General features: G+C 37.2%; 20 protein-coding genes. 12 read left to right on the top strand and 8 right to left on the bottom strand.

The features are described from left to right. Positions 1-61: 61 nt before the first annotated feature. From AC0JIQ_RS02795 to AC0JIQ_RS02780, 4 genes are all read left to right on the top strand, one after another. Positions 62-415, top strand: coding sequence for a heavy-metal resistance (locus AC0JIQ_RS02795; RefSeq protein WP_474202564.1), 354 nt, complete (start codon positions 62-64; stop codon positions 413-415). A 330-nt stretch (positions 416-745) separates the two neighbouring features. Beyond that, positions 746-2,548: an acyl-CoA dehydrogenase C-terminal domain-containing protein gene (locus tag AC0JIQ_RS02790; RefSeq protein ID WP_474202563.1), complete on the top strand. Its 1,803-nt coding sequence runs from the start codon at positions 746-748 to the stop codon at positions 2,546-2,548. A 161-nt stretch (positions 2,549-2,709) separates the two neighbouring features. Continuing rightward, positions 2,710-4,491: an acyl-CoA dehydrogenase C-terminal domain-containing protein gene (locus AC0JIQ_RS02785; protein ID WP_474202562.1), complete on the top strand. Its 1,782-nt coding sequence runs from the start codon at positions 2,710-2,712 to the stop codon at positions 4,489-4,491. Between the two features lie 122 nt (positions 4,492-4,613). Beyond that, on the top strand, positions 4,614-5,111 hold the full coding sequence (locus AC0JIQ_RS02780; RefSeq protein WP_004664805.1) for a phosphate-starvation-inducible protein PsiE: 498 nt from the start codon (positions 4,614-4,616) through the stop codon (positions 5,109-5,111). A 41-nt stretch (positions 5,112-5,152) separates the two neighbouring features. On the opposite strand, the gene AC0JIQ_RS02775 is transcribed toward AC0JIQ_RS02780, so the two are convergent. Together AC0JIQ_RS02775 and AC0JIQ_RS02770 are read right to left on the bottom strand one after the other, a co-directional pair. Beyond that, complete coding sequence (locus tag AC0JIQ_RS02775; RefSeq protein WP_474202561.1) at positions 5,153-5,524, bottom strand: RcnB family protein; 372 nt, start codon at positions 5,522-5,524, stop codon at positions 5,153-5,155. Positions 5,525-5,677: 153 nt separating this feature from the next. Continuing rightward, positions 5,678-6,166 carry an RcnB family protein gene (locus tag AC0JIQ_RS02770; protein ID WP_474202560.1) on the bottom strand — a complete coding sequence of 163 codons (489 nt, stop codon included), beginning with the start codon at positions 6,164-6,166 and terminating at the stop codon, positions 5,678-5,680. 180 nt (positions 6,167-6,346) lie between these two features. On the opposite strand from AC0JIQ_RS02770, the gene AC0JIQ_RS02765 reads away from it, so the two are divergent. After that, positions 6,347-6,787 (top strand): hypothetical protein, encoded by a 441-nt coding sequence (locus AC0JIQ_RS02765; protein WP_474203214.1) that lies wholly within the window; start codon positions 6,347-6,349, stop codon positions 6,785-6,787. Positions 6,788-6,811: 24 nt separating this feature from the next. Here the strand turns inward: AC0JIQ_RS02765 and AC0JIQ_RS02760 are convergent, their stop codons facing one another. Both AC0JIQ_RS02760 and znuD read right to left on the bottom strand, forming a co-directional pair. Beyond that, positions 6,812-8,275, bottom strand: a complete 1,464-nt coding sequence (locus AC0JIQ_RS02760) for a phospholipase D family protein (protein ID WP_474202559.1) — start codon at positions 8,273-8,275, stop codon at positions 6,812-6,814. Between the two features lie 79 nt (positions 8,276-8,354). After that, positions 8,355-10,421, bottom strand: coding sequence for a zinc piracy TonB-dependent receptor ZnuD (gene znuD, locus AC0JIQ_RS02755; RefSeq protein ID WP_474202558.1), 2,067 nt, complete (start codon positions 10,419-10,421; stop codon positions 8,355-8,357). A gap of 136 nt (positions 10,422-10,557) precedes the next feature. Between znuD and AC0JIQ_RS02750 the strand changes: the two genes are divergently transcribed. The 4 genes from AC0JIQ_RS02750 to AC0JIQ_RS02735 all read left to right on the top strand — a co-directional run bounded on the left by AC0JIQ_RS02750 (position 10,558) and on the right by AC0JIQ_RS02735 (position 14,485). Further along, complete coding sequence (locus tag AC0JIQ_RS02750; RefSeq protein ID WP_474202557.1) at positions 10,558-11,331, top strand: DUF4184 family protein; 774 nt, start codon at positions 10,558-10,560, stop codon at positions 11,329-11,331. A gap of 140 nt (positions 11,332-11,471) precedes the next feature. Further along, positions 11,472-13,253: an aspartate--tRNA ligase gene (gene aspS / locus AC0JIQ_RS02745; protein ID WP_004664816.1), complete on the top strand. Its 1,782-nt coding sequence runs from the start codon at positions 11,472-11,474 to the stop codon at positions 13,251-13,253. 126 nt (positions 13,254-13,379) lie between these two features. After that, positions 13,380-13,601 (top strand): hypothetical protein, encoded by a 222-nt coding sequence (locus AC0JIQ_RS02740; protein ID WP_004664817.1) that lies wholly within the window; start codon positions 13,380-13,382, stop codon positions 13,599-13,601. A gap of 5 nt (positions 13,602-13,606) precedes the next feature. Further along, a complete protein-coding gene (locus AC0JIQ_RS02735) occupies positions 13,607-14,485 on the top strand; it encodes a lysophospholipid acyltransferase family protein (RefSeq protein WP_474202556.1) in 879 nt (292 codons plus the stop codon). A gap of 13 nt (positions 14,486-14,498) precedes the next feature. On the opposite strand, the gene AC0JIQ_RS02730 is transcribed toward AC0JIQ_RS02735, so the two are convergent. After that, positions 14,499-15,314 (bottom strand): glycosyltransferase family 25 protein, encoded by an 816-nt coding sequence (locus AC0JIQ_RS02730; protein ID WP_474202555.1) that lies wholly within the window; start codon positions 15,312-15,314, stop codon positions 14,499-14,501. 272 nt (positions 15,315-15,586) lie between these two features. Between AC0JIQ_RS02730 and AC0JIQ_RS02725 the strand changes: the two genes are divergently transcribed. From AC0JIQ_RS02725 to AC0JIQ_RS02715, 3 genes are all read left to right on the top strand, one after another. Further along, positions 15,587-16,495 carry a glycosyl transferase gene (locus tag AC0JIQ_RS02725; RefSeq protein ID WP_474202554.1) on the top strand — a complete coding sequence of 303 codons (909 nt, stop codon included), beginning with the start codon at positions 15,587-15,589 and terminating at the stop codon, positions 16,493-16,495. 185 nt (positions 16,496-16,680) lie between these two features. Next, positions 16,681-17,568, top strand: coding sequence for a lipopolysaccharide biosynthesis protein (locus tag AC0JIQ_RS02720; protein WP_474202553.1), 888 nt, complete (start codon positions 16,681-16,683; stop codon positions 17,566-17,568). 57 nt (positions 17,569-17,625) lie between these two features. Beyond that, entirely contained in the window at positions 17,626-19,569 is a 1,944-nt protein-coding gene (locus AC0JIQ_RS02715) for an acyltransferase family protein (protein ID WP_474202552.1), read from the top strand. Here AC0JIQ_RS02715 and AC0JIQ_RS02710 read toward each other — a convergent pair. From AC0JIQ_RS02710 to AC0JIQ_RS02700, 3 genes are read right to left on the bottom strand one after another with little or no spacing between them, the layout of a single operon-like run. Beyond that, positions 19,566-20,477, bottom strand: a complete 912-nt coding sequence (locus tag AC0JIQ_RS02710) for a capsular polysaccharide synthesis protein (protein ID WP_474202551.1) — start codon at positions 20,475-20,477, stop codon at positions 19,566-19,568. The genes AC0JIQ_RS02715 and AC0JIQ_RS02710 overlap by 4 nt on opposite strands. Before the next feature lie 47 nt (positions 20,478-20,524). Beyond that, a complete protein-coding gene (locus tag AC0JIQ_RS02705) occupies positions 20,525-21,283 on the bottom strand; it encodes a glycosyltransferase family 25 protein (protein WP_474202550.1) in 759 nt (252 codons plus the stop codon). 3 nt (positions 21,284-21,286) lie between these two features. After that, positions 21,287-22,285 carry a Stealth CR1 domain-containing protein gene (locus AC0JIQ_RS02700; RefSeq protein ID WP_474202549.1) on the bottom strand — a complete coding sequence of 333 codons (999 nt, stop codon included), beginning with the start codon at positions 22,283-22,285 and terminating at the stop codon, positions 21,287-21,289. Between the last annotated feature and the right edge of the window lie 116 nt (positions 22,286-22,401).

Below are 22,401 nucleotides of genomic sequence, written 5' to 3'. Positions count from 1 at the left end.
CTTCATCTTTATTATCTAATCTTTAACAATCGAATCTTAACTGACTACGCAGGATAAAATAATGAACAAGACAAAAATTGTATTAATGACAACTCTTCTCGGTTCTGTTTTAGGTTTGGCTGCCTGCCAAGTAACACCTTCAGAACAAGGAATGAATCATGACCGCCACCGCCACGAAATGCAACGTCAACCGCTAACCCCAGAACAACGTGCAGAATGGCAAGCTAAGCGCGAACAACGTGAAGAACAACAAGAACAAATGCGTGAAGAACATCGACTACAGAGAGCACAGATTGAGAAAGCCTGTCAGGGTAAACGCATCGGTGAGCGTGTGAATGTTCAGTGGAATAATCGTGTAATTGAAGGTACTTGTGACGTTCGCTTTACACCAGAAAAATCACAATTCAAACGTTAAACCTATGTAAGAACATAATATTATTTCGTTATCAAGGCGCTTCAAGCGCCTTTTATTTATTTGCCGAATCAATTATTTTTAATTACACAGCTGCTTACGATTTTTTGCATATTATTACGAGCGAATTCAACGCAAACTGCCTACAATCAATACGCTTTAAAATAATTTAAGCATTATCTTTGACTTTACAGTCACTAAGAAATGCCCTGTTAAAGCTTGTACGGAACTATAACTTGTTGCACGATTAGCAACACAAAATGATACCCTTTGGGTATATTTACTATTGACTAAGATTATAACTCTGGTTTAACCAGTATTGAGGAAAATGCTATGCCACAATACAAAGCACCCTTACGTGATATGCAGTTCGTATTGCACGAATTATTAAATGCTGAAGCACATTACGCAAAACTTCCTGCATTTCAAGGCACCGTAAGCCGCGAATTGGTTGATCAATATTTAGAAGCAGCAGCTGATTTCTGTGAGAATGAACTTTCTCCTATCAACCAATCAGGCGATCGTGAAGGTTGTACTTGGAATGATGGTGTTGTTACTACGCCTACAGGCTTTAAAGAAGCGTATCAAAAATATATCGAACTTGGCTTCCCTTCTCTTTCTGCTGATGAAGAATTTGGCGGTCAAGCATTACCAAACTCTCTAGGAATCACAATTTCTGAGATGGTTGGTACAGCAAACTGGTCTTGGGGTATGTACCCAGGTCTTTCTCATGGTGCTGTTCGTACAATTGAACACCATGGTTCTGATGAACAAAAAGCGACGTATATGCCAAACCTTGTATCAGGTGTTTGGACAGGTACAATGTGCTTAACAGAATCTCATGCTGGTTCAGACTTAGGTATTATTCGTACTAGAGCAGAACCAAATGATGATGGTAGCTATGCAATTTCTGGCGAGAAAATCTTTATCTCTGCTGGTGAACATGACATGGCTGACAACATTGTCCACATCGTTCTTGCACGTTTACCAGGAGCGCCTAAAGGCACTAAAGGTATTTCTCTCTTCATCGTACCTAAGTTCCTTGTAAATGCTGATGGTTCAGTTGGCGAGCGCAACGCTGTACGTTGTGGTTCGATCGAACACAAAATGGGTATCCATGGTAACGCAACTTGTGTGATCAACTTTGATAAAGCAAAAGGTTACTTGATCGGACCAGAAAACCGTGGCCTAAACTGCATGTTCACATTCATGAACACTGCACGTATTGGTACAGCCGTTCAAGGTCTTGCTGCATCTGAAGGTTCTTTCCAAGGTGCTTTAGCATATGCGAAAGATCGTTTAGCAATGCGTTCACTTTCAGGTCCTAAAGCACCTGAAAAAGAAGCAGATCCAATTATTGTTCACCCTGCTGTTCGTAACATGCTTTTAACTCAAAAAGCATTTGCTGAAGGTGGTCGTGCACTTGTTTACTTATTAGCTCAGTATGCAGATATCGTTGAAAAAGGCGAAACTGAAGAAGAGCGTAAGTTTGCTGACAACATCTTATCTTTGTTAACGCCAATTGCTAAAGCATTCTTAACTGAAACTGGTTCAGAATCTGCGAAGCACGGTGTTCAAGTCTTTGGTGGTCATGGCTTTATTTCTGAACACGGTATGGAGCAAATCGTACGTGATACACGTATTTCTTGCTTATACGAAGGTACTACTGAAATCCAAGCACTTGACTTGTTAGGTCGTAAAGTATTGCAAACTCAAGGTGCAATGCTTAAAGATTTCACCAAGATCATCCATAAATTTGTTGAAGCAAATAAAGACAATGCTGCAATGCAAGAGTTCATTGCGCCATTGGCTGCTGCAAACAAAGAATGGGGCGATATCACAATGCAAATCGGTATGCGCGCAATGCAAAACCCTGATGAAGTTGGTGCAGCTGCGGTTGACTACTTATACTTCTCTGGTTATGTAACACTTGCATTCCTATGGGCTCGTATGGCACTTGTTGCTCAAGAGAAATTGGCTGAAGGTTCAACAGAAGTTGACTTCTACAATGCAAAAGTAACGACTGCTCGCTTCTACTTCAAGAAGATCTTGCCGCGTGTTCGCTCACACGTAGATGTACTTTCAACTGGCGTTGCGCCATTGTTTGAACTTGATGCGGAACACTTCGCGTTCTAATCATAGATTAGAGTGAGATGCAACGTTCATCACAGAAAAAGGACTGGTCAGTTTTGACCGTCCTTTTTTTGTTTAATCAATGCTAAATTTACACTATTCAATTTATTTGTTCGTTTTATTTGATCACTTTGCACATGACCTGTGCGTAAAAAGGAACGATTATGCCAATTTACAATGCACCTTTAGCAGACATGAAATTCATCTTAAATGATGTATTTAAAGCAGAACAATTTTGGCAGTCTAATGAGAATCTTGCTCATGTAGATGCTGCAACTGCTGAAGCAATTTTAGAAGAAATGGCTAAATTTGCTCAAAACGTAACTCACCCACTTAACCGTACTGGTGATGAAGAAGGTGCACGTTGGGTTAACGGTGAAGTATTCACACCAGCAGGATTTAAAGAAGCATTCCGTCAATACGCTGAAGGTGGTTGGATTGGCTTAGGTGCTGATGAAGAATGGGGCGGTCAGGCAATGCCAAAAATGCTGACTGTTCTTTCTGATGAGATGTTATTCGCAACCAATCCATCATTCATGCTCTATCCGCTTCTTTCTGTGGGTGCAGGTATGGCATTAAACAGCTATGCATCTCAAGAGCAAAAAGAAACTTATTTACCTAAAATCTACTCTGGCGAATGGTCAGGTACGATGTGCTTAACTGAACCGCATGCAGGTACAGATTTAGGGATTATTAAAACTAAAGCTGAACGCAACGAAGATGGTACTTATAACATTACAGGTACTAAGATCTTCATTACAGGTGGTGATCACGACCTCGCCGAAAACATCATTCACTTAGTTCTTGCAAAAACACCTGATGCACCTGCGGGTTCACGTGGTATTTCTTTATTCATCGTACCGAAATACATTGTAAATGCAGATGGTTCTTTAGGTGAACGTAACCCTGTTGGGCCTGGTTCAATCGAACATAAAATGGGGATCAAAGCATCTGCAACTTGCGTGATGAATTTTGATGCTGCAAAAGGTTATCTCGTTGGTAAAGAAAACGAAGGTCTTGCAGCAATGTTCGTGATGATGAACTATGAACGTTTATCAATGGGTATCCAAGGTCTTGGTGCTTCTGAATTTGCTTACCAAAATGCAGCTCAATATGCGACTGATCGTTTACAAGGTCGCAGTGCTTCTGGTGTTAAATCTCCAAGCAAACCTGCGGATAGCATCTTAGTTCACGGTGATGTTCGTCGTATGTTGTTGAATGTACGTGCAAATAATGAAGCATCTCGTGCATTTGCAGTATATGTAGGTCAACAGCTTGATATCACTAAATTCTCTACTGATGCAGAAGCAGTGAGGAAAGCCAATGACCGCGTTGCGCTGTTAACACCAATTGCGAAAGCTTACCTCACAGATACTGCATTCCAAGCAACTTTAGATGCGCAAATGGTATTTGGTGGTCACGGTTATATTCGTGAATGGGGTATGGAACAGTGCATCCGTGATCTTCGTATTTCTCAAATTTACGAAGGGACAAACGGCGTTCAATCTCAGGACTTAATTGGTCGTAAAACCATTAAGTGTGGTGGCGCTTTCATCGCTGAATATATCACTGAGATCCGTGATTTTGCCAATGCATTAGACACTGACTTAAACTTCATTAAAGATGCAACTTTAGATGCTGCAACTGAAATCGAAGCAATTACTCAGTTCATTATTGAGCAAGCAGCTGAAAACATCGAATTCCCGAATTCTACGGCTGTAGATTACTTAAGCGCAGTTGGTCTACTTAGCTTTGCTTATATGTTTGCTAAGATTGCTGCTGCTGCAAAAGACAAGTCTGGTGATTTCTACCAAAACAAACTTGCTTTGGCACAGTACTTTGTTGACCGTATTTTACCAGAACTTGATTCTCGCCTTGCGAAGATCAAAGCAGGTTCTGACTTAATCATGAATTTCAGCGAAGATTATTTCACAAACCAAGCTTAATTCTAGTTCGGTTTTAAAAACTGCCTAAATCATTTGGTTTAGGCAGTTTTTTTATGGCTATAATAAAATCAGCATAAAACTTGCATAACATTCTAATGATCTTGTTGAGAATATAAGCCTGTATGTCTAACTCCAAAGATAAACTCGAAAATTTACAACGTTTATTTGACCGTTTAGGTCATTATGCCGTTGAAGCCTTTCACTATTTAGCTCTGTTTATTATTGGCTGTATGATTGCTTGGTCGGCCGTACATACCGTCATTGAAATTTTGACCGTTAAACAATATGCCAGCATTGATGACATTTTACTGCTATTTATCTACCTCGAACTTGGTGCAATGGTCGGTATCTATTTTAAAACCAATCATATGCCTGTACGCTTCCTCATCTATGTGGCGATCACTGCACTTACTCGCCTATTGATTGCAGATATTCAGCATAATCACAAAGCCTCGATGGATTTAGTCATTATTACAGGCTCTATTTTAATTCTGGCTTTGGCGATTTTAGTGGTGCGTTTTGCTTCATGGAACTACCCATCTGTGATCCGAGGTAAAGATCATGAACAACAACTTCCTGCAAATAAGACACCACGACCACAAGATGACGAACTTGCATAAATAAAAAAAGCAGGCATCTCGCCTGCTTTTTCTTAGGTGTTTTATGCAACACGGAATATTCGATATTTCGAATCAACCAATACATATTTACCTTGTACCTGCATCCAGTTATAGCCACGAGGTGGTTCATACAAGCGATGATAACGATAGTTGGAAACAATATATCGGTTACTGCGAAACTCTGAAGGTAAACGTTCACCACGTTTAAAATTGATTGGTTGACCATAATGATTGCCGCGATCCCCATTTGACCAACGAGGTTGTTCCCGATGATCATGACGATTGTCATAACGATCATAGCGGTAATCATAACGATCTTTATGTTGATGATCCCAACGATTTGAATCTGCCATAGCTGAGGCAGATATACCAAGCATAAGTGTTGATACCAGTAATACAGCTGTCTTTTTCATGTTCTGATCCTCTGTTTTTCGATCTAAAATCAGATTAAGAAAAACTCTAGGAGAAAGCATGAATAAAAACTGCGACATTGCAAAACTTTGTAATAAAAACCAAGAAATTATGGAGATTTCAATTTTGAATAAAATTCAAAAAAACATTTAAAATCAGCGAATAATTTCAATCGTAAAATTATCGTCAGTCACCAAAAGATAACGACCATCGACCATGACCCAGTGCCGACCTCTTGGTGGTTCACGCAATGAATATGAATCCCAATCTCGAATCACATAGCGTTCACTACGAAACTCGCCGGGTAATTCATTTCCAACAACAAATGATTCACGTCGATAGCTGTGCTCATATTGTGTTTCTGGATAGTATTCAATACGAACACCCGGTCGATGGCTTGGATAAGGATAATAATTATTTTGATTCGGTTGATAATAATAGCCTTTAGGTGGTGCAGTCGGTGTGTAACGCTGATTTGAAAATGCGAAAGGATCTTCTGCTGCTGGTTGATAACGAGGAGTTTGAGCATATGAACGTCTTTCCACCCCACTATAGCCACTCCAAGCATTATCTGCATAACTCATGATAGGGAGATAACCCAATATAGTCGCCAAGCCATAAATATAAATTTTAGATTGCTTCATGATTATCTCCTAAGAAATCAGAGTATCTTTCTATTTTAGAATAAAAATTAAGCATAACTGTTGTAATAATATTTTTTCAGATCTAATCAATCAATTCATCGATCAATCACATCTACGGATAGTTAAATTGAGATATGCTAAAATTATACTTTTGATTTTGAGACGACATTTGTGGCTGAAATGAATTTTGATCGCCTTTATCAATTCTTTTGTAAAGTTCCAAGTGTGCAGGAAGCTCGCATCGTTGCACATGGCACAGATGGTCAACATGCTTGGTGGTTTAAATTCAATATTGATGTTGCACATCCACTTGCATGGCAAACTGTTCAAGAACTTGGGCATGTTCTGAACTACTTATCGACCAATGAGCGCTTACCCACTCAATTCTTCCCTGTCTCTCCTCCTCCTTATATGAATGGTGAAGCGAAAGACTTTTTAGCTTGGGTAATTCAATGTAATCATCCTGAATTTAATCCTGATGCAGTGTGCGATTGGTTAGAAGCTCGTCTGCCTAATCCAGTCGATGATGAAGCTCAGTGGAAAATCAAAACGGATTTAAGTGAATTAGATCAATTGGCTGATAAAGACTTAGATCAATTGATTCCACCAAATCCGCAATAAAAAAAGAGGCCTAAAGCCTCTTTTTTAGAAAGTCGATAAGCCCGACCACTCCATAAAACGATAGAGCCAGTATTTCACTTTTGACTCATCCACATATTTTGCATAATCAACCGTGATCTGACGACCATTCGCATTACTCCAAGCAGCATCAAAATACTGTCCTGCATCTTTAAAGACCTGTGCTTGTGCTGAACCTAAAACGCGCATGTCTGTCTCAAGATTATAGTTTTTAAGATTACGTGCCGTTAAATTAGCTGAACCCAAAATAATCTCAGCTTGCTGAGTGTTATATTTGAGTAGCATTTTACTATGGCATTGTTCACCATGGGTATCACACCAACGAATTGGAATGCCTACCGCATTGAGCTCTGAAGCCACTTGGCGATTTGGAATACCATTCTTTTGACGACCAAATGCATCTTTATTTGGATCAAGCATGATACGGATATTTACACCACGTTGTTTAGCCTGTTTTAACGCCTCAATAATATTTCGCTCAGACAGATAGAACATAGCCATGTCCAAATGTTCTTCACTTTTTGCAGATTGAATCATCTTCAACACAGCATCATAAATCGCTTTTTCAGTCAGTAGCTGCACCTGTGGCAAGCGCTTATCTTCCACCAGCCCACCCATAATCACAAAAGGACTTGAACCTTGTGACATATTCGCGACGGTTTGCTCAGTTTGTAATATATCAATCGCGGTTGGGCCATCCACGACCAATGCGACATTACTATGATGTGAACTTCCATCATGAGGATTCGCTGAGGTCACTAAACTCTTCCAACCTTGAGCCGTATCTACCACTAAGGTTTTACGATGATTGGCTTTAAAATTGAGTAACTCCAAATAACTCCGTATTGTTACTTTATCTTTTCCAAAAGGATTATTTAGCCAACCGCCTTCTGGATTATTGCCTAAATTTTGGCAACAAATATACCAAAATCCCGACCACAGTGGATTCGAGGCTCGCAATGGTTTTAGATCAGTTTCTATCACATCTACGCCTGCTTGACGAAGCTGACGATAGTGTTTAGGAGTTATTCCACCATAAACCGAGTTAATTGGATCTGTAATCACAACGATTTGAATTGCGGGGTAAAGTTTACGCTTCAGAATCAACGCATCAGTGAGTTGCTGCATCAATGGAAATTGCTTTACCTTTGATTCACCAACTTCCTGATTAAATAGAAACATATCAATCACAATTGTGGTTTGTGCTTGATCAATCAGTTGGAATACTTCTTTGAAAATATGCTGATCAACTTGTTGCTGACCTTGTATATCAATATAAGTTTGATCCGCTAAAAATTTCACATTGGCATGGCGAAGTTGTCCAGTAAAATCCAGTCCTTTTGGGAGTGGTTTTACAGTGTGATAAATTGCAGAAGCAATATACCCAATCGCAAAAATACTCAATATGACTGCCATGTAACGTCGACCTGACCAGTTTAATTTTTGATGAATTCTTTGGAAGATGCGCATATAAACAGAAAAAGCCCTAGCCTAATGAACTAAGGCTAGAGCTTATACTTTGATTTTTCAATAAGATTTGAGTGACAAATTAGAAACTAAAGTTCACACCCACCGTAAAATTACGCCCCACTTGAGGAATGTTGGATAAGAATGAAGCATGTTGATAAACCTGATCATCAAGCAAGTTATTAGCATTCAGGAATACACGATATTCCCCAACATTGCTGTAATTACCTGAGTACGCTACCCCTAAATTCAACATATTATAACTCTGTGTATCAGTTTCATAAGCTGCGATCTTATCTTGTTGGAATACATGATAATACTCAGCTGAACCGCTAAAACCATCACCAAAGTCTGCATTCACTTTTGTACCTAAACGGCCCGCTGGTACACGTGGTGCATTTTCATTATCGATCTTGCCACGAACATAATCACCGAATGCACTGAGTTTATAAATTGAAGAGAGCTGATAACCCACTTCTGCTTCAGCACCATAGAACTTGGCTTTATCTTGTGCATACTGAACCAAACGGAAATCTTTATAACGATCTAAAGTTTGGGCATAGATGTAGTCGTCAAACCAGTTATGGTAGACATGTACATGGTAATCAAACTTGTTATCATCGTAATGAAAACCAAGTTCGACATTATTTGACTGCTCTTTTTTAAGCTGATCATTCCCTAGTTCATAGGTATTGGTGGCGAAATGCCCACCATTAGCATATAACTCCTGTGCTAAAGGCAAACGCTCCTGATGTGAGGTAACAAAAGAGAGTTTATAGTTTGGTGCAAACTCCCAATTGGCGGCACCAGAAACAGAAAAGGCTGAACCGTCGAAATCTTTTTTCGTTGCATCATCAATATCAATTTTTTGCTGTTCTGCACGAGCAGCTAATTCAACATGAACATCATTAAATTGCGCATGTTCTAATGCAAAAACACTCCATTTTTTAGTGGTATTTGGTGCTAAAAAGGCTTCTTCACCTGTAAGTTTTAATTTTTGTTGTCCATATTGTGTACCAATGACCCCTTCCCATACACCCAGCGGGTTATGTACTAACTCTAAGCGTCCATCATAACCTTTATTTTTAAAACGAGTCGCGATGGTCTCTTCTTCGATCTCATCATGTTGATAATCAGTATAACTCGCTTGTGCGCGTAATTTTTTAAAACCTGCAAATGGGTTGTCCAACTCAGTACGAACATCATAACGCTCTGATTTTAAATCAATCCAAGGTCCTGCATCATGTGCATGCTCATGTTCCTCATGGTCATGATCATGTCCATCATCTGGATCGTGATCACCACAATGTAAATGTGGTCTACCACTTAAATGTGCATCGCAGCTTTCATATTCATGGCTATGTCCTGGCAAACCGTATTGATCCTGACGATTGCTATATGAAATACCAGTAAAGCCACGATCATAAATCCACGATAGACCAACATTTACAGTTTGCCCTTTGGCAAAAGTATTATCGACTCGACGTTCTTTTTCACCTTCATGGAAATAATCAGGTGCAATATAATCATTGGCTTCGCGTTTGAGGCCTTCAAGACGTAATGCAACTTGATCACCTAAACCAACAGTAACACCCGCGCTTGCTAATTTTTCATCACTGCCAGTGTTATAGCGTAGCCCAATATTCCCCTCATAACCATTTTCTGGCATCTGTGTCGGAATTTTGCTGTCTGTGACATTGACCAAACCACCTACAGTACCAGCACCGTACAATAAAGTAGATGGTCCTTGAATAACTTCTATTTTCTTAGCTAATAATGGATCAACCGTGACCGCATGGTCAGGCGATAATGTTGAAACATCAATATTTTCAGAGGCATTTTGCAACACTTTGACTCGAGCACCATCTTGTCCTCGAATCACTGGACGACTTGAACCTGCGCCAAACTGATTGGTATGTATACCCATCTCACCAGCTAAGGCATCACCTAATGTTACACTTTTTTCAGTTAACTCTTTTTGCTCAATCACATGATCTGCGACAGCAAAATCGGCCGAATTTCGCTCTAAAGGGTGCGCTTTAATTTCAATCGTAGCAAGTTGTTGAACCTTTGCTTCCTCTTCTGCAAAGGTGGTACTACTGGCTATTGCTAAAATAGATAAAGTCAAAATATTTTTAGAAAATGACATGCCGTGTCTCAGATCAGCTTAAATATATATTGTTATATTATAACATTTCATTTATTTTGCAATAAAAAACATAACCCCAAAAAAACATTTGCTACACTACTAATCCATTATTCAATGTTTATAACACTCCAAGAATATGCCATTTACTCTTTCTCACGCTGTTCTTGCACCACCTCTATCAAAATTGAGTAAAGGTCATTTGCCTGTCGCAGCGCTTGCTATCGGCTGTATGACCCCAGACCTCCACCGCTTATTTACTCAAGAAACAATTGCATTAACACATCAGTGGTCTGGCATATTATTTCCCAATCTTCCGATTGGATTATTCTTTTGTCTCTTGTGGTATCTCATTTATCGCCCTGTCAGCTATCGCTTTCTGGGTATAAAACACCCCATAAAGATCAGCAATTTTGATGATGCAGTGGGCTTTATTCTTATGAATTGCTTTGCGATTATTCTGGGTACAGCGACACATTTAATCTGGGATGGATTAACCCATCTGGACTTTCGGACCTTCGCTTTTAAAGATTTACTCGCACAAGATATTTCTCTCTTTGGTTTGCATTATCCATTACATTTTATTTTGCAGATTGGTTCATCGATTCTCGCCTTACCTTTTATCTTCTGGATGTGTAAAAACTATTACATCAAACATAAATTAGCTCAACCTGTACCGATTAAGATTAAAGGATTTATCACTACAAGCTTAATCATTTCAACAGTTGCTGGATTGTTGTCGATTTGGGACTATAGTCGTCATATTTCATCAGAACTCTGGTACACCGAACGGTATTTTTTTATTGGTAAATCAATTAATGAATTTACTCAAACAGCACTTTGTGTTTTTACAGCAGCATGTCTGTTGCTACTATTATTTGATCGAAAAGGTCAAACAAGATCGTTTTTTTAAAAAAGCGTCGCTTTAAAATTCTGTTGAAAACATTAAGACTTGAGACAATATGTTCAACAAGGCATAATCTCCCCTTCATTGGTGATGCGCTGTTTACGCATTCACCTTCTAGCCAATATAGTTTGGATAAATAATTCAATATGATGCGCACTCATTACTGTGGCTCTTTAACTGAAGCCCAAATCGATCAAACAGTTACTTTATGCGGATGGGTTCATCGTCGCCGTGACCATGGTGGTGTAATTTTCCTTGATATGCGTGACCGTGATGGTTTAGTTCAAGTCGTAATTGATCCTGATACACCAGAAGCTTTCTCAACTGCGGATAAAGCACGCTCTGAATTTGTATTAAAAATTACAGGTCGTGTACGTCGTCGCTATGAAGGTACTGAAAATGCCAACATGGTGAGTGGTCAAATCGAAGTTTTAGCAAAAGAAATCGAAGTTCTAGCTGCTTCTGAAACACCTCCATTCCCATTGAATGACGAAAACACCAATATTTCTGAAGAAATTCGTTTGAAATACCGTTTCTTGGACATTCGCCGTCCTGAAATGTTAGATCGCTTACGCTTCCGTTCTAAAGTTACAAACTTGATTCGTAACTACTTTGAAGATCACGGTTTCCTAGACGTTGAAACACCGATCTTGACTCGTGCAACTCCTGAGGGCGCACGTGACTATTTAGTCCCAAGTCGTGTTTCAAATGGTAGCTTCTATGCACTTCCACAATCACCACAATTGTTCAAACAGTTGTTAATGGTGGGTGGTATCGATCGTTATTACCAAATTGCAAAATGTTTCCGTGACGAAGATTTACGTGCGGATCGTCAGCCTGAATTTACCCAAATCGACGTTGAAACATCGTTCATGAGTGACGATGACATCATGGATTTAATGGAAGGCTTAACGGTTAAAATGTTCAACGAATTATTGAATGTAAAATTCGATAAATTTGAACGTATGACCTATAACGATGCAATGCGTGATTATGCATCTGACAAACCAGATATGCGTATTCCATTGAAATTAGTTGACGTTGCAGACTTAATGCAAGACGTTGAATTCAAAGTTTTCGCAGGTCCTGCAAAAGATCCTAAAGGTCGTATTGTCGCTTTACGTGTTCCGGGTGCGGGTTCACTCCCTCGTAGTGCAATTGATGAATACACCAAATTCGTAGGTATCTACGGTGCAAAAGGCTTGGCTTACATCAAAGTCAACGAACTCGAAAAAGGCATCGAAGGCCTTCAATCACCAATCGTTAAATTTATTGAGCCAATCGTACTCGATTTATTAAAACGTGTTGGTGCTGAAAATGGCGACATCGTATTCTTCGGTGCAGATAAAGCAAAAGTTGTAAATGATGCGATGGGCGCACTTCGTGTGAAAATCGGTCATGACTTGAATCTTTCAACTTGTGAGTGGGCACCACTTTGGGTTGTTGATTTCCCAATGTTCGAAGAAACTGATGATGGCAAATGGACTTCTGTGCATCACCCATTCACACTACCAAAATCAAGTGTTGAAGAAGTGAAGAGCAATCCAGGTGCAGCGTTGTCTGTTGCATACGATATGGTACTCAATGGTACTGAGATCGGTGGTGGATCACTGCGTATTTATACCTTAGAGATGCAAAAAGCGATTTTTGAAGCTTTAGGTATTGGTGAAGAAGAAGCCGAAGAGAAATTCAGCTTCTTACTCAATGCATTACGTTATGGTGCTCCTCCACACGGTGGTTTAGCATTCGGTCTTGATCGTTTGATCATGCTTATGACAGGCGCATCTTCGATTCGTGATGTAATTGCATTCCCGAAAACCAAGACTGCTGAATGCCCGTTGACTCAAGCGCCAGCGCCAGTTGAAGCGAATCAATTACGTGACCTTGGTATTCGTTTACGCGAAAAAGCAAAAGCTGAAGAAAAGTAATTTTTTCAATTGATTGCTGAATAAGACCCTGCTTAATGCAGGGTTTTTTTATATTACATGGTTTTACTTTGCGATCATGCAGCGTAATGGCATAATAAGCTGCTTTTTTATTGAGAGGTCAGTCTTATGGCAATGCGTCCTGATGTACGTCGACACACAATTGTGATTATTGTGTTTTCACTTGCTCAATGGTTTTTTATGCGTTACATCTTGGCAAATGAACTTTTCAATATGACCACCAATCAACGTATTTTATATTTCTGCGTCAGTAGTCTTGTAGGTGCGTTATTGATTTTTGTAGCACTAATTTATATGGTGCTCAAAGGCAATACAGATAAGCAAGATTAATTGCGATGTCATTTTACAGTACTTTACTTCGTATTCTCCCTCTAACATTTTTGCGTAGTATTGCAAAAGTGGCTGCCTACTTTATCAATCAAAACCCTGATAAAAGTATGCTTTGGAAAACCAGAATTAATATTGGTTTAGCCTACCCAACACTTCCTTCAGAGCAAAAAGAACAGCTTGCTCGAGAGAGTGTGACCAAACAATGTCTGAGTTATATTGAATCAGGGAAATGTTGGGCAATGCCTCCTGGATGGAGCATTCAGCAAATTCGTACTGTGCATAATTTAGAAGTATTAACAAATGCTTTAAGTGATCCGCGTGGTGCTTTAATTATTACTCCGCATTTGGGTACATGGGAAATGATGAATGCATGGGTCAATCAGTATGGTACACCTACCATTATGTACAAACCCATGAAAGATTCAGGATTTAATGCATTTGCTTTGCATGCTCGCCAACGGTTAAATGCCACCTTAGTTCCAACGGATGCAAATGGTGTAAAAGCCTTGTTTAAGAATCTAAAACAAGGTGGTTTTAGCGTAATTTTACCTGATCATGTCCCTCAACCTTCAGGTGGGGTTGTCGTTCCTTTTTTTGGAATTCCCTGTTTAACCAGTACACTTGCAAGCAAAATGGCGCAAAAAACGCAATGCCGTCTGGTGGGATTAAGCTGTTTCCGTCGTGAGGACGGTGAAGGATTTGATGTGTATTGCGATGATCTGAATGATCCTGAGTTATACGATCGCGATATTCAGATCGCAACTGCGGCACTCAATAAAGCAGTTGAACGGATGATCAACCGCTTTCCTGCTGAATATATGTGGGGATATAAGCGGTTTAGAGGTGTAAGTGCCTCAGATGAACTCTATAGAAAAACTCAATAATGATATAAAATTACTATTCAAACTTAATTTTGGTCACTTTTTTCCCTTGAAAAAACCATATTCCAATTTGAATAAAAGATAGTATTTGTAGAAATGGGCGCCCAAGTTCACGCTGAGCTTTGGCCCTTAAACTCAACTTCTTTTTAACTTTAATCTCCCCTTTACGAATATTTCGAACTTCCTCTAATGAGCTAGGAAAATTTGTCTCACCGTCAGTTAAAATTACATCTTGAATACAAAGCGCTGGCGATAACTGATATATTTTTTGATGGGATTCTTCTGGATAAGCCCTAAATATAATATGGTCTATAGGTATAAGTTCTGATAGCCTAGCCGTAAAATCTATTAGAGATTCTGCGGCGCGACGTGACAAAATATATCCACCAGCCCCCATATGTGGACCATTTAGTACTACTAATTCACGTTTATTTTCAAGAGTTAAAGGCTCATCTTTTCTAGAAAGAAATACCTTACGATATAAAGTTTCTAATTTAACTATTTCACATTGCTCAGAAATCCATTGAGAGTTTTTCAAAAAAAATTGAGCAGAATTACCTAAATAAATATCATCTTCAAATATGGCAATATAATCTAATTTTTCATCAACAGCTTTTTTCCATAAGCAGACATGGCTTAATATGCAAGAAATTTCATTTGGATGTAAATCAGTTTTATCGACCGTTATGCCTAGATCAAGTGCTGTTGAAGATAAAGTGACGGGAGTAATAGCATCAAAAAATTCAAATACTAATCCCTCTTTAGTAAATTCAGTATGAATATGCTTTCTACGTTGAGACTCATTTGAAAGACTTATTACATAATTTCTCATAGGTTGATCTTCATATACAACAATATAAGCCACTAAAAGTAAGGCAGAAAGAAACTATTATTCATATTCTATCTTGTAAATACAACAATAAATTAGAACGCACTATCTATTCTATCAAAATCATAGTGGAGTTTATTGCCCAATACATTTCAATGCTAGTCATGTAAAGAATATAGACTTACAATGTTGGTTTTAATTTTATCGTGCAGTTCCTTAAAGATTTTATCTTCTACATACTGCATTGATTTATATATGATGAAGTGATTGCAGATATGAACAATGACGTAATTAAAGTATTCGTTGGGTGTGATCCCAACAACTGTGACTTAGAACAAATGATGGTTTTAGATTACAGTATTCGAAAACACACTCAACATCCTATTGAAATTTTTTGGATGCAATTAAGCCATGATACCAAAAGTCCATGGTACAGTAATCAAGAAGCTAGTGAAGGTTGGCATACTGAAAAATGGGCTACTCCTTTTTCAGGTTTTCGATGGGCAATTCCTGAATCATGTGATTTTCAAGGACGTGCTATTTATATGGATGCTGACGTAGTGGTACTTTGTGATATCGCTGAACTTTGGTTACACCCACTTGCTAATGATGCAATCGTTATTGCCAAAGGCGGAAAAAGTACTGCTCGTTTATGCACCTGTGTATGGGACTGTGAAAAAGCTAAACAACATTTACCTACATTAAAAGAACTACAAGCAGATCCTGAGGGGCATAAAAAACTGATGCAGCTCATTAAAGAAAAGCCTGAACTTGTTCAACCTTATCAAGATTCATACAACAATATTGATGGTGAAAGTCTCCCGATTGAGCAAATTAAAATTTTGCATTACTCTGATATGGGAACACAGTTTAGTCATAAATATGCCTTACCTCGCCTTGAAGCATCTGGGCAAAAGCATTGGTTTGATGGGAAGATCATGCCGCACCCGCGTGAAGACCTTGTCGCATTATTTGATCAATACTACCAAGAAGCTCTTGAAAATGGATATCGCCCTGAGAACTACACGATAACCCCTTTCGGTAATTTTTCAAAAGCAACACAGATCAACTATCATGGTAATAAAGTAACTCGCCCCGATACAGCAGCGAACTGGTTTAATCGTTCAGTTCAATCGCTTAAGTCTGTATTTAAAGGAAAAAAGAAATTTTCTTTAGATGATTAATGCTCTTGTCAGCTAGAATAACACTACTTCCTTTAAAAAATATACGATGAGGAGGTAGTGTTAAAATATTCATTACAGATCAGTATTATCACAATCCCGCTAATAATAAAATATCATATAATTAAGAGATCAATTTTAGTCTAACCCCCATGCTGTGATGGCAAACTTATACCTGAGTAAACTCGATGCAACAGATTTTCAATCGTATTACACAAAATATTTTCAAATTCCTTTATAAGTCTTTCCATTCCAAAGCATATAAACATAATCGCCGCTATTGGCCATACTACAAGACTATTCGCAATAGCGAAGGTGACTTAGAGCAATTATTTTTTAATAAAAAATTAATTGCTGATCATACAAAACCTTTTAAAAGTCAAAAAAATACCTGTGTATTGGTTGCGACTGGGCCTTCTGTCAAAAATATAGATCAAAGTTTTCTAACAAACACTAACTACGACTATATTGGTGTGAATGGTGCTATTTCACTAGACCACATTCATTTCAAATATTACGTGATTATTGATTTTAATTTTACAACTAAACGTTTCGATCTGATATCAAAAGTTCTCGATAGTGATTGTATTTTTTTCACAACTCCTCGTTGTTTGGATATCATTTTAAAAAAAATCGATCTAAATCAAATTAAGTGTGAAATCAAAATTATCGAGACTATTTTTCAAGATAAAACTGTTGAACCTTTTATGGGTAAAAAACGGAAATTAGATTTAGAAAAGCCCTATTTTCACTTGTATGATGAATTTGGATTTTCAACGAATATTTTCAATGCCGTTTTTGATTACTTAACCGTGCCTTATGTAGCTCTACAAGTCGCCTATGCAATTGGTTTCAAAGAAATTTATATTGCTGGTCTAGATATGAATAACTTTTCACAACCACGATTTTATGAAAATCTAGAAAACAAACAACCTACAATGCTAGACCAGTATCTTCATTTAATTTTTCCAGCATTTGATGCGGCTGCGCAATTTTTCAATGAAAGGCAAGTACAAGTTTATAATTTATCACCTACAAGTGCGATCGAATCTTTTAAAAAAATAGATACAATATAAACTTTCAATTTCATTGTAATTAACAATACAATTGGCTTTTTTTGAATATCTTAATCCATGAGCATCAATAATTTTCGTACAGATATTAATGGATTAAGAGCTTATGCTGTAATTCTAGTCGTACTTTTCCATTTTCAAATTCCAGGATTTTCAGCTGGTTATCTGGGCGTTGATATCTTTTTTGTTATCTCAGGTTATCTGATGACAAAAATTATCATTGAAAAAATAAGTAAACATGAGTTTTCTTTTACAGATTTTTACCTAGCCAGAATTATACGCATATTTCCAGCACTTCTGTTTCTCATTTTATTTCTAACCATTCTTGGTTGGTTCATTTTTATTCCAGAAGATTTCAAAAACTTCGCTAAAGACGCACGGTATAGTTTGACATTTTTATCAAATGAACTTTATTATCGCCAAGCTGGGGATTATTTTGCCGCTGATACTCATGAGAAAGCCTTAATTCATACTTGGTCTCTTTCAGTTGAATGGCAATTTTATCTTTTTTTCCCAGTATTAATTTTTATTTATACTAAGTTTGATAAAAAATTAAAATATATTGGTATTTTTTTAACTATACTTTTTACTCTTTCACTTTTATTTTCCATTTTCATAACAGCTAAAGATTCTATGTTTGGATTTTTTAAACTGACAAGTCGGGCATGGGAACTCATTTCTGGTGGATTAGTCTATTATTATCTCAGTCAAAAAGCTCTAAAAAAATCGCTACAGAAAACATGTGAATGGATTGGTTTTATATTAATCATTCTTGGCCTTATTCTATTTAACCCTACTACATCTTGGCCTAGCTTCAATGCATTACTACCGGTTATAGGTACAATGTTAATCTTAATAGCAGATCAAAAAAATTCACTATTTACAAATTCAAAAATCATTCAAAATATTGGCAGTGCTTCCTACTCAATTTATCTATGGCATTGGCCAGTATTTTTTTTAATTAACTATCTTTTTATTGAAATTAATTTCATTAACCTTACTATTGGAATATTTTCATCAACAATACTAGGCTGGTTAAGTTATAAACACATAGAAAATAGTAGTAAAATTTTACAAAGAATTAGCAAAAAAAATATTTATTTAATTTTTATAGCAACAATTTTAGTTATGTATCCTATATATAAAAATATAGAAAAAAATGGCCTAGAAAATCGAGAAAAATATCATAATTTTGCTAACTTTAATCAAATACAAATGCCAAGTGTTGAAAATGGCTGGTGTTTTTATAATATAAAAGATAACCACATCCTTAAGGTAAGTACAAAAGCATTTGAATGCAAAATAGCCTCAAACCAAGAAAATTCAAAATCTGCACTGTTATTTGGTGATTCGTTCGCAGGTCATAACACTCCTTTTTGGGATCATATTGGTCGTAAACTTAATCTGAATATTCAAGCGATTACCACGAATTGGTGCTACCCAAGTTTAGATAAAGAATTTACAGGGAATAAGTCATCTCTCGCTTATCAACAATGCTTACTTAATCGAGAATATTTATCTCAGAACATAAACAAATATGATGTATTAATATTTGCTGGCCGTTGGTCTGATATTGTAAAACAGAATCAACAAAATAGTTTTGATTCTTTACTTCGTATTGCACAGGAACATCATAAAAAAGTTATAGTAATGTCAGAACCTTATGCATTTGATAAAAATATATCTCTATTATTTAAACGTGCAATATGGCTTAATCAAGATCTTAACCTTAAAAATTATATGAATAATCCGAATGCATTAGCACAGAAACGCGCAACACAAATAATTGATCACATAGTCAAAAAATACCCAAACACCCTCCTATTAACCCAACAAGATTTGTTCCAATCAAATCAGTTGACAACAAATAGAATTCCATATTCTTTAGATGGTAGACATATATCAATTGAGGGTTCAATTGCTTCCGCAAAATACTTTGAGAAGCAACCTAAATTTAAAGATTTAAAAGATTTTATATCAAGCTCTATTCTACCAATAGATTAAATATCAATTAAAGAGCCTTCAAAATACATGCCTTTATTATAATATTGGCACAAATAGTTGCGCTCTTTACCAGCAAGCTTAATAAGCTTTGGATACTCATCTGCTGGGTAGTTAATTGCCATATTAATTAAAATTTTTTCTTTCACCCATCTATTTTTAACTTGATAATAGAACGCATTTTCATCACAGTCAATTAAAGTAATACTCGGAAAATTCTTTCGCATAATTTTTTGACAAGCAACATATGCAACTAAATACTCTAAGTTTCCAATCTGTTGAAAGATATCTTTTGTATTTGATACTGTTGTCTTAATATTTTGTATATATTTTTTAGGTGTTTTTTGAATGGCTAAATAGAGTTCATCGTACCATTCTTTAAAGAATATATTTTTCCCAACGCTAGCAAGTAACCAATTTTCTAAGACTGGAAAATTCAAATTAGTTGTATTTTTACGTCTATAATAAGCAAAGTTTTCTGTTTTTTTATCAATCATAAGATCTGATATCCAATCCAAATTATCATATAAAATGATACTAGCATCCAGCCAAATGCCACCATGTTCGTACATCAAATCAAATCTAAGTAGATCAGCCTTCTGCTGAGCAGTTGCGTCTTTGAGTAAACTAAAGTCAATTTGAGAATATTGGTGAACATTTTCAGGATTAAGCACAAAAATTTGATAATCAGGGTTTAAATCTCGCATCCTGACAATACACTTTTTAACGAAATCAGGTATATCATTCTCCCAATACATCCATAATTTCTTAGGTAAAACAATATCTTTATCAACTGGGTTAAACTTAAGCAGTCCCGCATAATTATCAATTTTTTTATTTTTATATCTAATTCGTCTTGAATACATTAAATGGAATTTTGCTAAATAAAATAATTTTTTAAAAATCTTCATACTTTGCCCAAAATAAAAAACTAGAACCAAAAACTACAAATTTCTGATTAAGAAATCAGATGTTTAAGCGCATAGAAACGATCACGCCACATTCTTTTCTGTTTCTTTAATGCATGAGAAGAATCACGTTTTTCCAAATCTTTACGCTGAATCCCCTGAGTTGCAACAGTACCCAAAATATCGCTGTCCAATCCTGCAGGTTTAACAAAAGGCTGCCAAACGCCTAGACCTTTACCATTCTTGCTGAGCCAACCTTGGAAAAAAATATCAACAGGTACATGAATATTTTTACCCAATTTCACAAACTCTTCAGCCCCTTTGCGAGACCAAAGCAAGCCGACCCCACGGATAGGGAAATAATAAGCATGCCAAAGGCTATAATTATCCATCTGCACAATATCTTTAGCGAGTTTTTTCTTTTTCGCAGCCATATTCACCACATACCAATCTAGTTCTTTATGCTGATCTAAATAAGTGAGGAGTGACTTAAGATTATGTTTAAAGTTGGGTAAAACCTGAATATCATCTTCTAAAACCACTAAATAGTCGGCATCAGTTTCCAGAAACTTTTCCGCACAAGCATAATGACTTAAATAGCATCCTAATTCAGAGTTGATCAAACTACGACCAAGAATTCGTTGAGCCTCAGCATCATCATATTGTTTAAACTCAGATAGGGCCTTGCCACGTCCATCATAGGCCGAAAAACGGGTAAATGGCCATCCCTGTTGCTGTAATTGTGCAGTCGCACTGGCTAGACGCTGATCACTGCCATCAAGGTTAATTAGATAAGTTTCAACTTTCATGATTTATCCTTTGGCCGTTTCAGCCAATAAAACTTTCGGGATATAGCCTGCCAATTTTTGATTTAAAGCTGCATAAATTTCTGCCGCCGCCACATCACTTAATTGATCCAGACTTTGCATACACCCATATTTAATCTGTTCATTACCTAAGCTTTGCAAGAAGCTGCTTAAACTGCTTTCATTTTTCAAATAGGCAATCTCAAGATCAGGCTTCAACAAGGCCTCATCCTTTTGAATTTTCAAATGATTCATCAATGAAATCGGATTGATTTGTTCGACACTGCGGAACTTATACTGAATCTGTTTTTCTAAAAACTTAGGATGAGCAAGTAAATAGTCTTGTAATATTTTACGGTCAACCGCATGCGGATAATGGTGAATTTCAAAAAACTTTTTAAATCCAAGTATATCTGCACCTAACATTTGCGCAATCATATGTTTAGGTTGTATCGGCTTGGAAAAATATTGATTTAAAACATGACGATACCAAAGCTTGGCCTTGAGCACAAAACTGCTCTGCCAATGCCCGTAAATCACCATTTTCTCATTGAGAAGAATATCTTCTAATTGCGTTGGTGCGTTAAAAAAGAAATCATCATTCAAGTACAAAAAGTAATCGGATACCCCCTGAATATTCCAGAGCATGGTTTCAATCGAACGTGTATTGAAAGTCGGTAAGTATTGCTCATAACCCGCAAAAATTTCACGGTGGTCAACAATCCTAATTTTACCCGCCGCACAAATCCCATCCTGAACAAAGTCATCAATCCATTGCGGTTGCTGACCATCTGTCACAATATAGATATGTCGACAAAATGGCACATATTTTAAAATAGATGCAACGTTATAATAAATTTCATGGTTGCTGGCAAAACGGGTATCGCTGACGGCATCAGAAGCTTGGGTTTTGCCCTGATATTGCATGCGCTTCTGTTTTAACTTTGGATCATTGCCATCCACCCAAGCAATCACCACATCAACCGGTTGCATCATTTCACTCATCAATTCACTCTTAAACGATCCGAAAGCCCGAAAATACAGCTAAACATGTGTAATCTGGGATCATATGATAACACCACTGATCTGTTCACAGGCAGTCTCATTTCGTAATGGCAGAC

This window comes from Acinetobacter sp. FB, assembly GCF_056033405.1.
The sequence above is the reverse complement of the archived record's forward strand: the minus strand, read 5'-3'. Positions and strand labels throughout refer to the sequence as shown.

What these genes read in the sequence shown, in the direction of transcription:
- AC0JIQ_RS02795 (WP_474202564.1), top strand. Translation starts at nt 62, where the DNA reads ATGAACAAGACAAAAATTGTATTAATGACAACTCTTCTCGGTTCTGTT.
- AC0JIQ_RS02790 (WP_474202563.1), top strand. Translation starts at nt 746, where the DNA reads ATGCCACAATACAAAGCACCCTTACGTGATATGCAGTTCGTATTGCAC.
- AC0JIQ_RS02785 (WP_474202562.1), top strand. Translation starts at nt 2,710, where the DNA reads ATGCCAATTTACAATGCACCTTTAGCAGACATGAAATTCATCTTAAAT.
- AC0JIQ_RS02780 (WP_004664805.1), top strand. Translation starts at nt 4,614, where the DNA reads ATGTCTAACTCCAAAGATAAACTCGAAAATTTACAACGTTTATTTGAC.
- AC0JIQ_RS02775 (WP_474202561.1), bottom strand. Translation starts at nt 5,524, where the DNA reads ATGAAAAAGACAGCTGTATTACTGGTATCAACACTTATGCTTGGTATA.
- AC0JIQ_RS02770 (WP_474202560.1), bottom strand. Translation starts at nt 6,166, where the DNA reads ATGAAGCAATCTAAAATTTATATTTATGGCTTGGCGACTATATTGGGT.
- AC0JIQ_RS02765 (WP_474203214.1), top strand. Translation starts at nt 6,347, where the DNA reads ATGAATTTTGATCGCCTTTATCAATTCTTTTGTAAAGTTCCAAGTGTG.
- AC0JIQ_RS02760 (WP_474202559.1), bottom strand. Translation starts at nt 8,275, where the DNA reads ATGCGCATCTTCCAAAGAATTCATCAAAAATTAAACTGGTCAGGTCGA.
- znuD (WP_474202558.1), bottom strand. Translation starts at nt 10,421, where the DNA reads ATGTCATTTTCTAAAAATATTTTGACTTTATCTATTTTAGCAATAGCC.
- AC0JIQ_RS02750 (WP_474202557.1), top strand. Translation starts at nt 10,558, where the DNA reads ATGCCATTTACTCTTTCTCACGCTGTTCTTGCACCACCTCTATCAAAA.
- aspS (WP_004664816.1), top strand. Translation starts at nt 11,472, where the DNA reads ATGATGCGCACTCATTACTGTGGCTCTTTAACTGAAGCCCAAATCGAT.
- AC0JIQ_RS02740 (WP_004664817.1), top strand. Translation starts at nt 13,380, where the DNA reads ATGGCAATGCGTCCTGATGTACGTCGACACACAATTGTGATTATTGTG.
- AC0JIQ_RS02735 (WP_474202556.1), top strand. Translation starts at nt 13,607, where the DNA reads ATGTCATTTTACAGTACTTTACTTCGTATTCTCCCTCTAACATTTTTG.
- AC0JIQ_RS02730 (WP_474202555.1), bottom strand. Translation starts at nt 15,314, where the DNA reads ATGAGAAATTATGTAATAAGTCTTTCAAATGAGTCTCAACGTAGAAAG.
- AC0JIQ_RS02725 (WP_474202554.1), top strand. Translation starts at nt 15,587, where the DNA reads ATGAACAATGACGTAATTAAAGTATTCGTTGGGTGTGATCCCAACAAC.
- AC0JIQ_RS02720 (WP_474202553.1), top strand. Translation starts at nt 16,681, where the DNA reads ATGCAACAGATTTTCAATCGTATTACACAAAATATTTTCAAATTCCTT.
- AC0JIQ_RS02715 (WP_474202552.1), top strand. Translation starts at nt 17,626, where the DNA reads ATGAGCATCAATAATTTTCGTACAGATATTAATGGATTAAGAGCTTAT.
- AC0JIQ_RS02710 (WP_474202551.1), bottom strand. Translation starts at nt 20,477, where the DNA reads ATGAAGATTTTTAAAAAATTATTTTATTTAGCAAAATTCCATTTAATG.
- AC0JIQ_RS02705 (WP_474202550.1), bottom strand. Translation starts at nt 21,283, where the DNA reads ATGAAAGTTGAAACTTATCTAATTAACCTTGATGGCAGTGATCAGCGT.
- AC0JIQ_RS02700 (WP_474202549.1), bottom strand. Translation starts at nt 22,285, where the DNA reads ATGAGTGAAATGATGCAACCGGTTGATGTGGTGATTGCTTGGGTGGAT.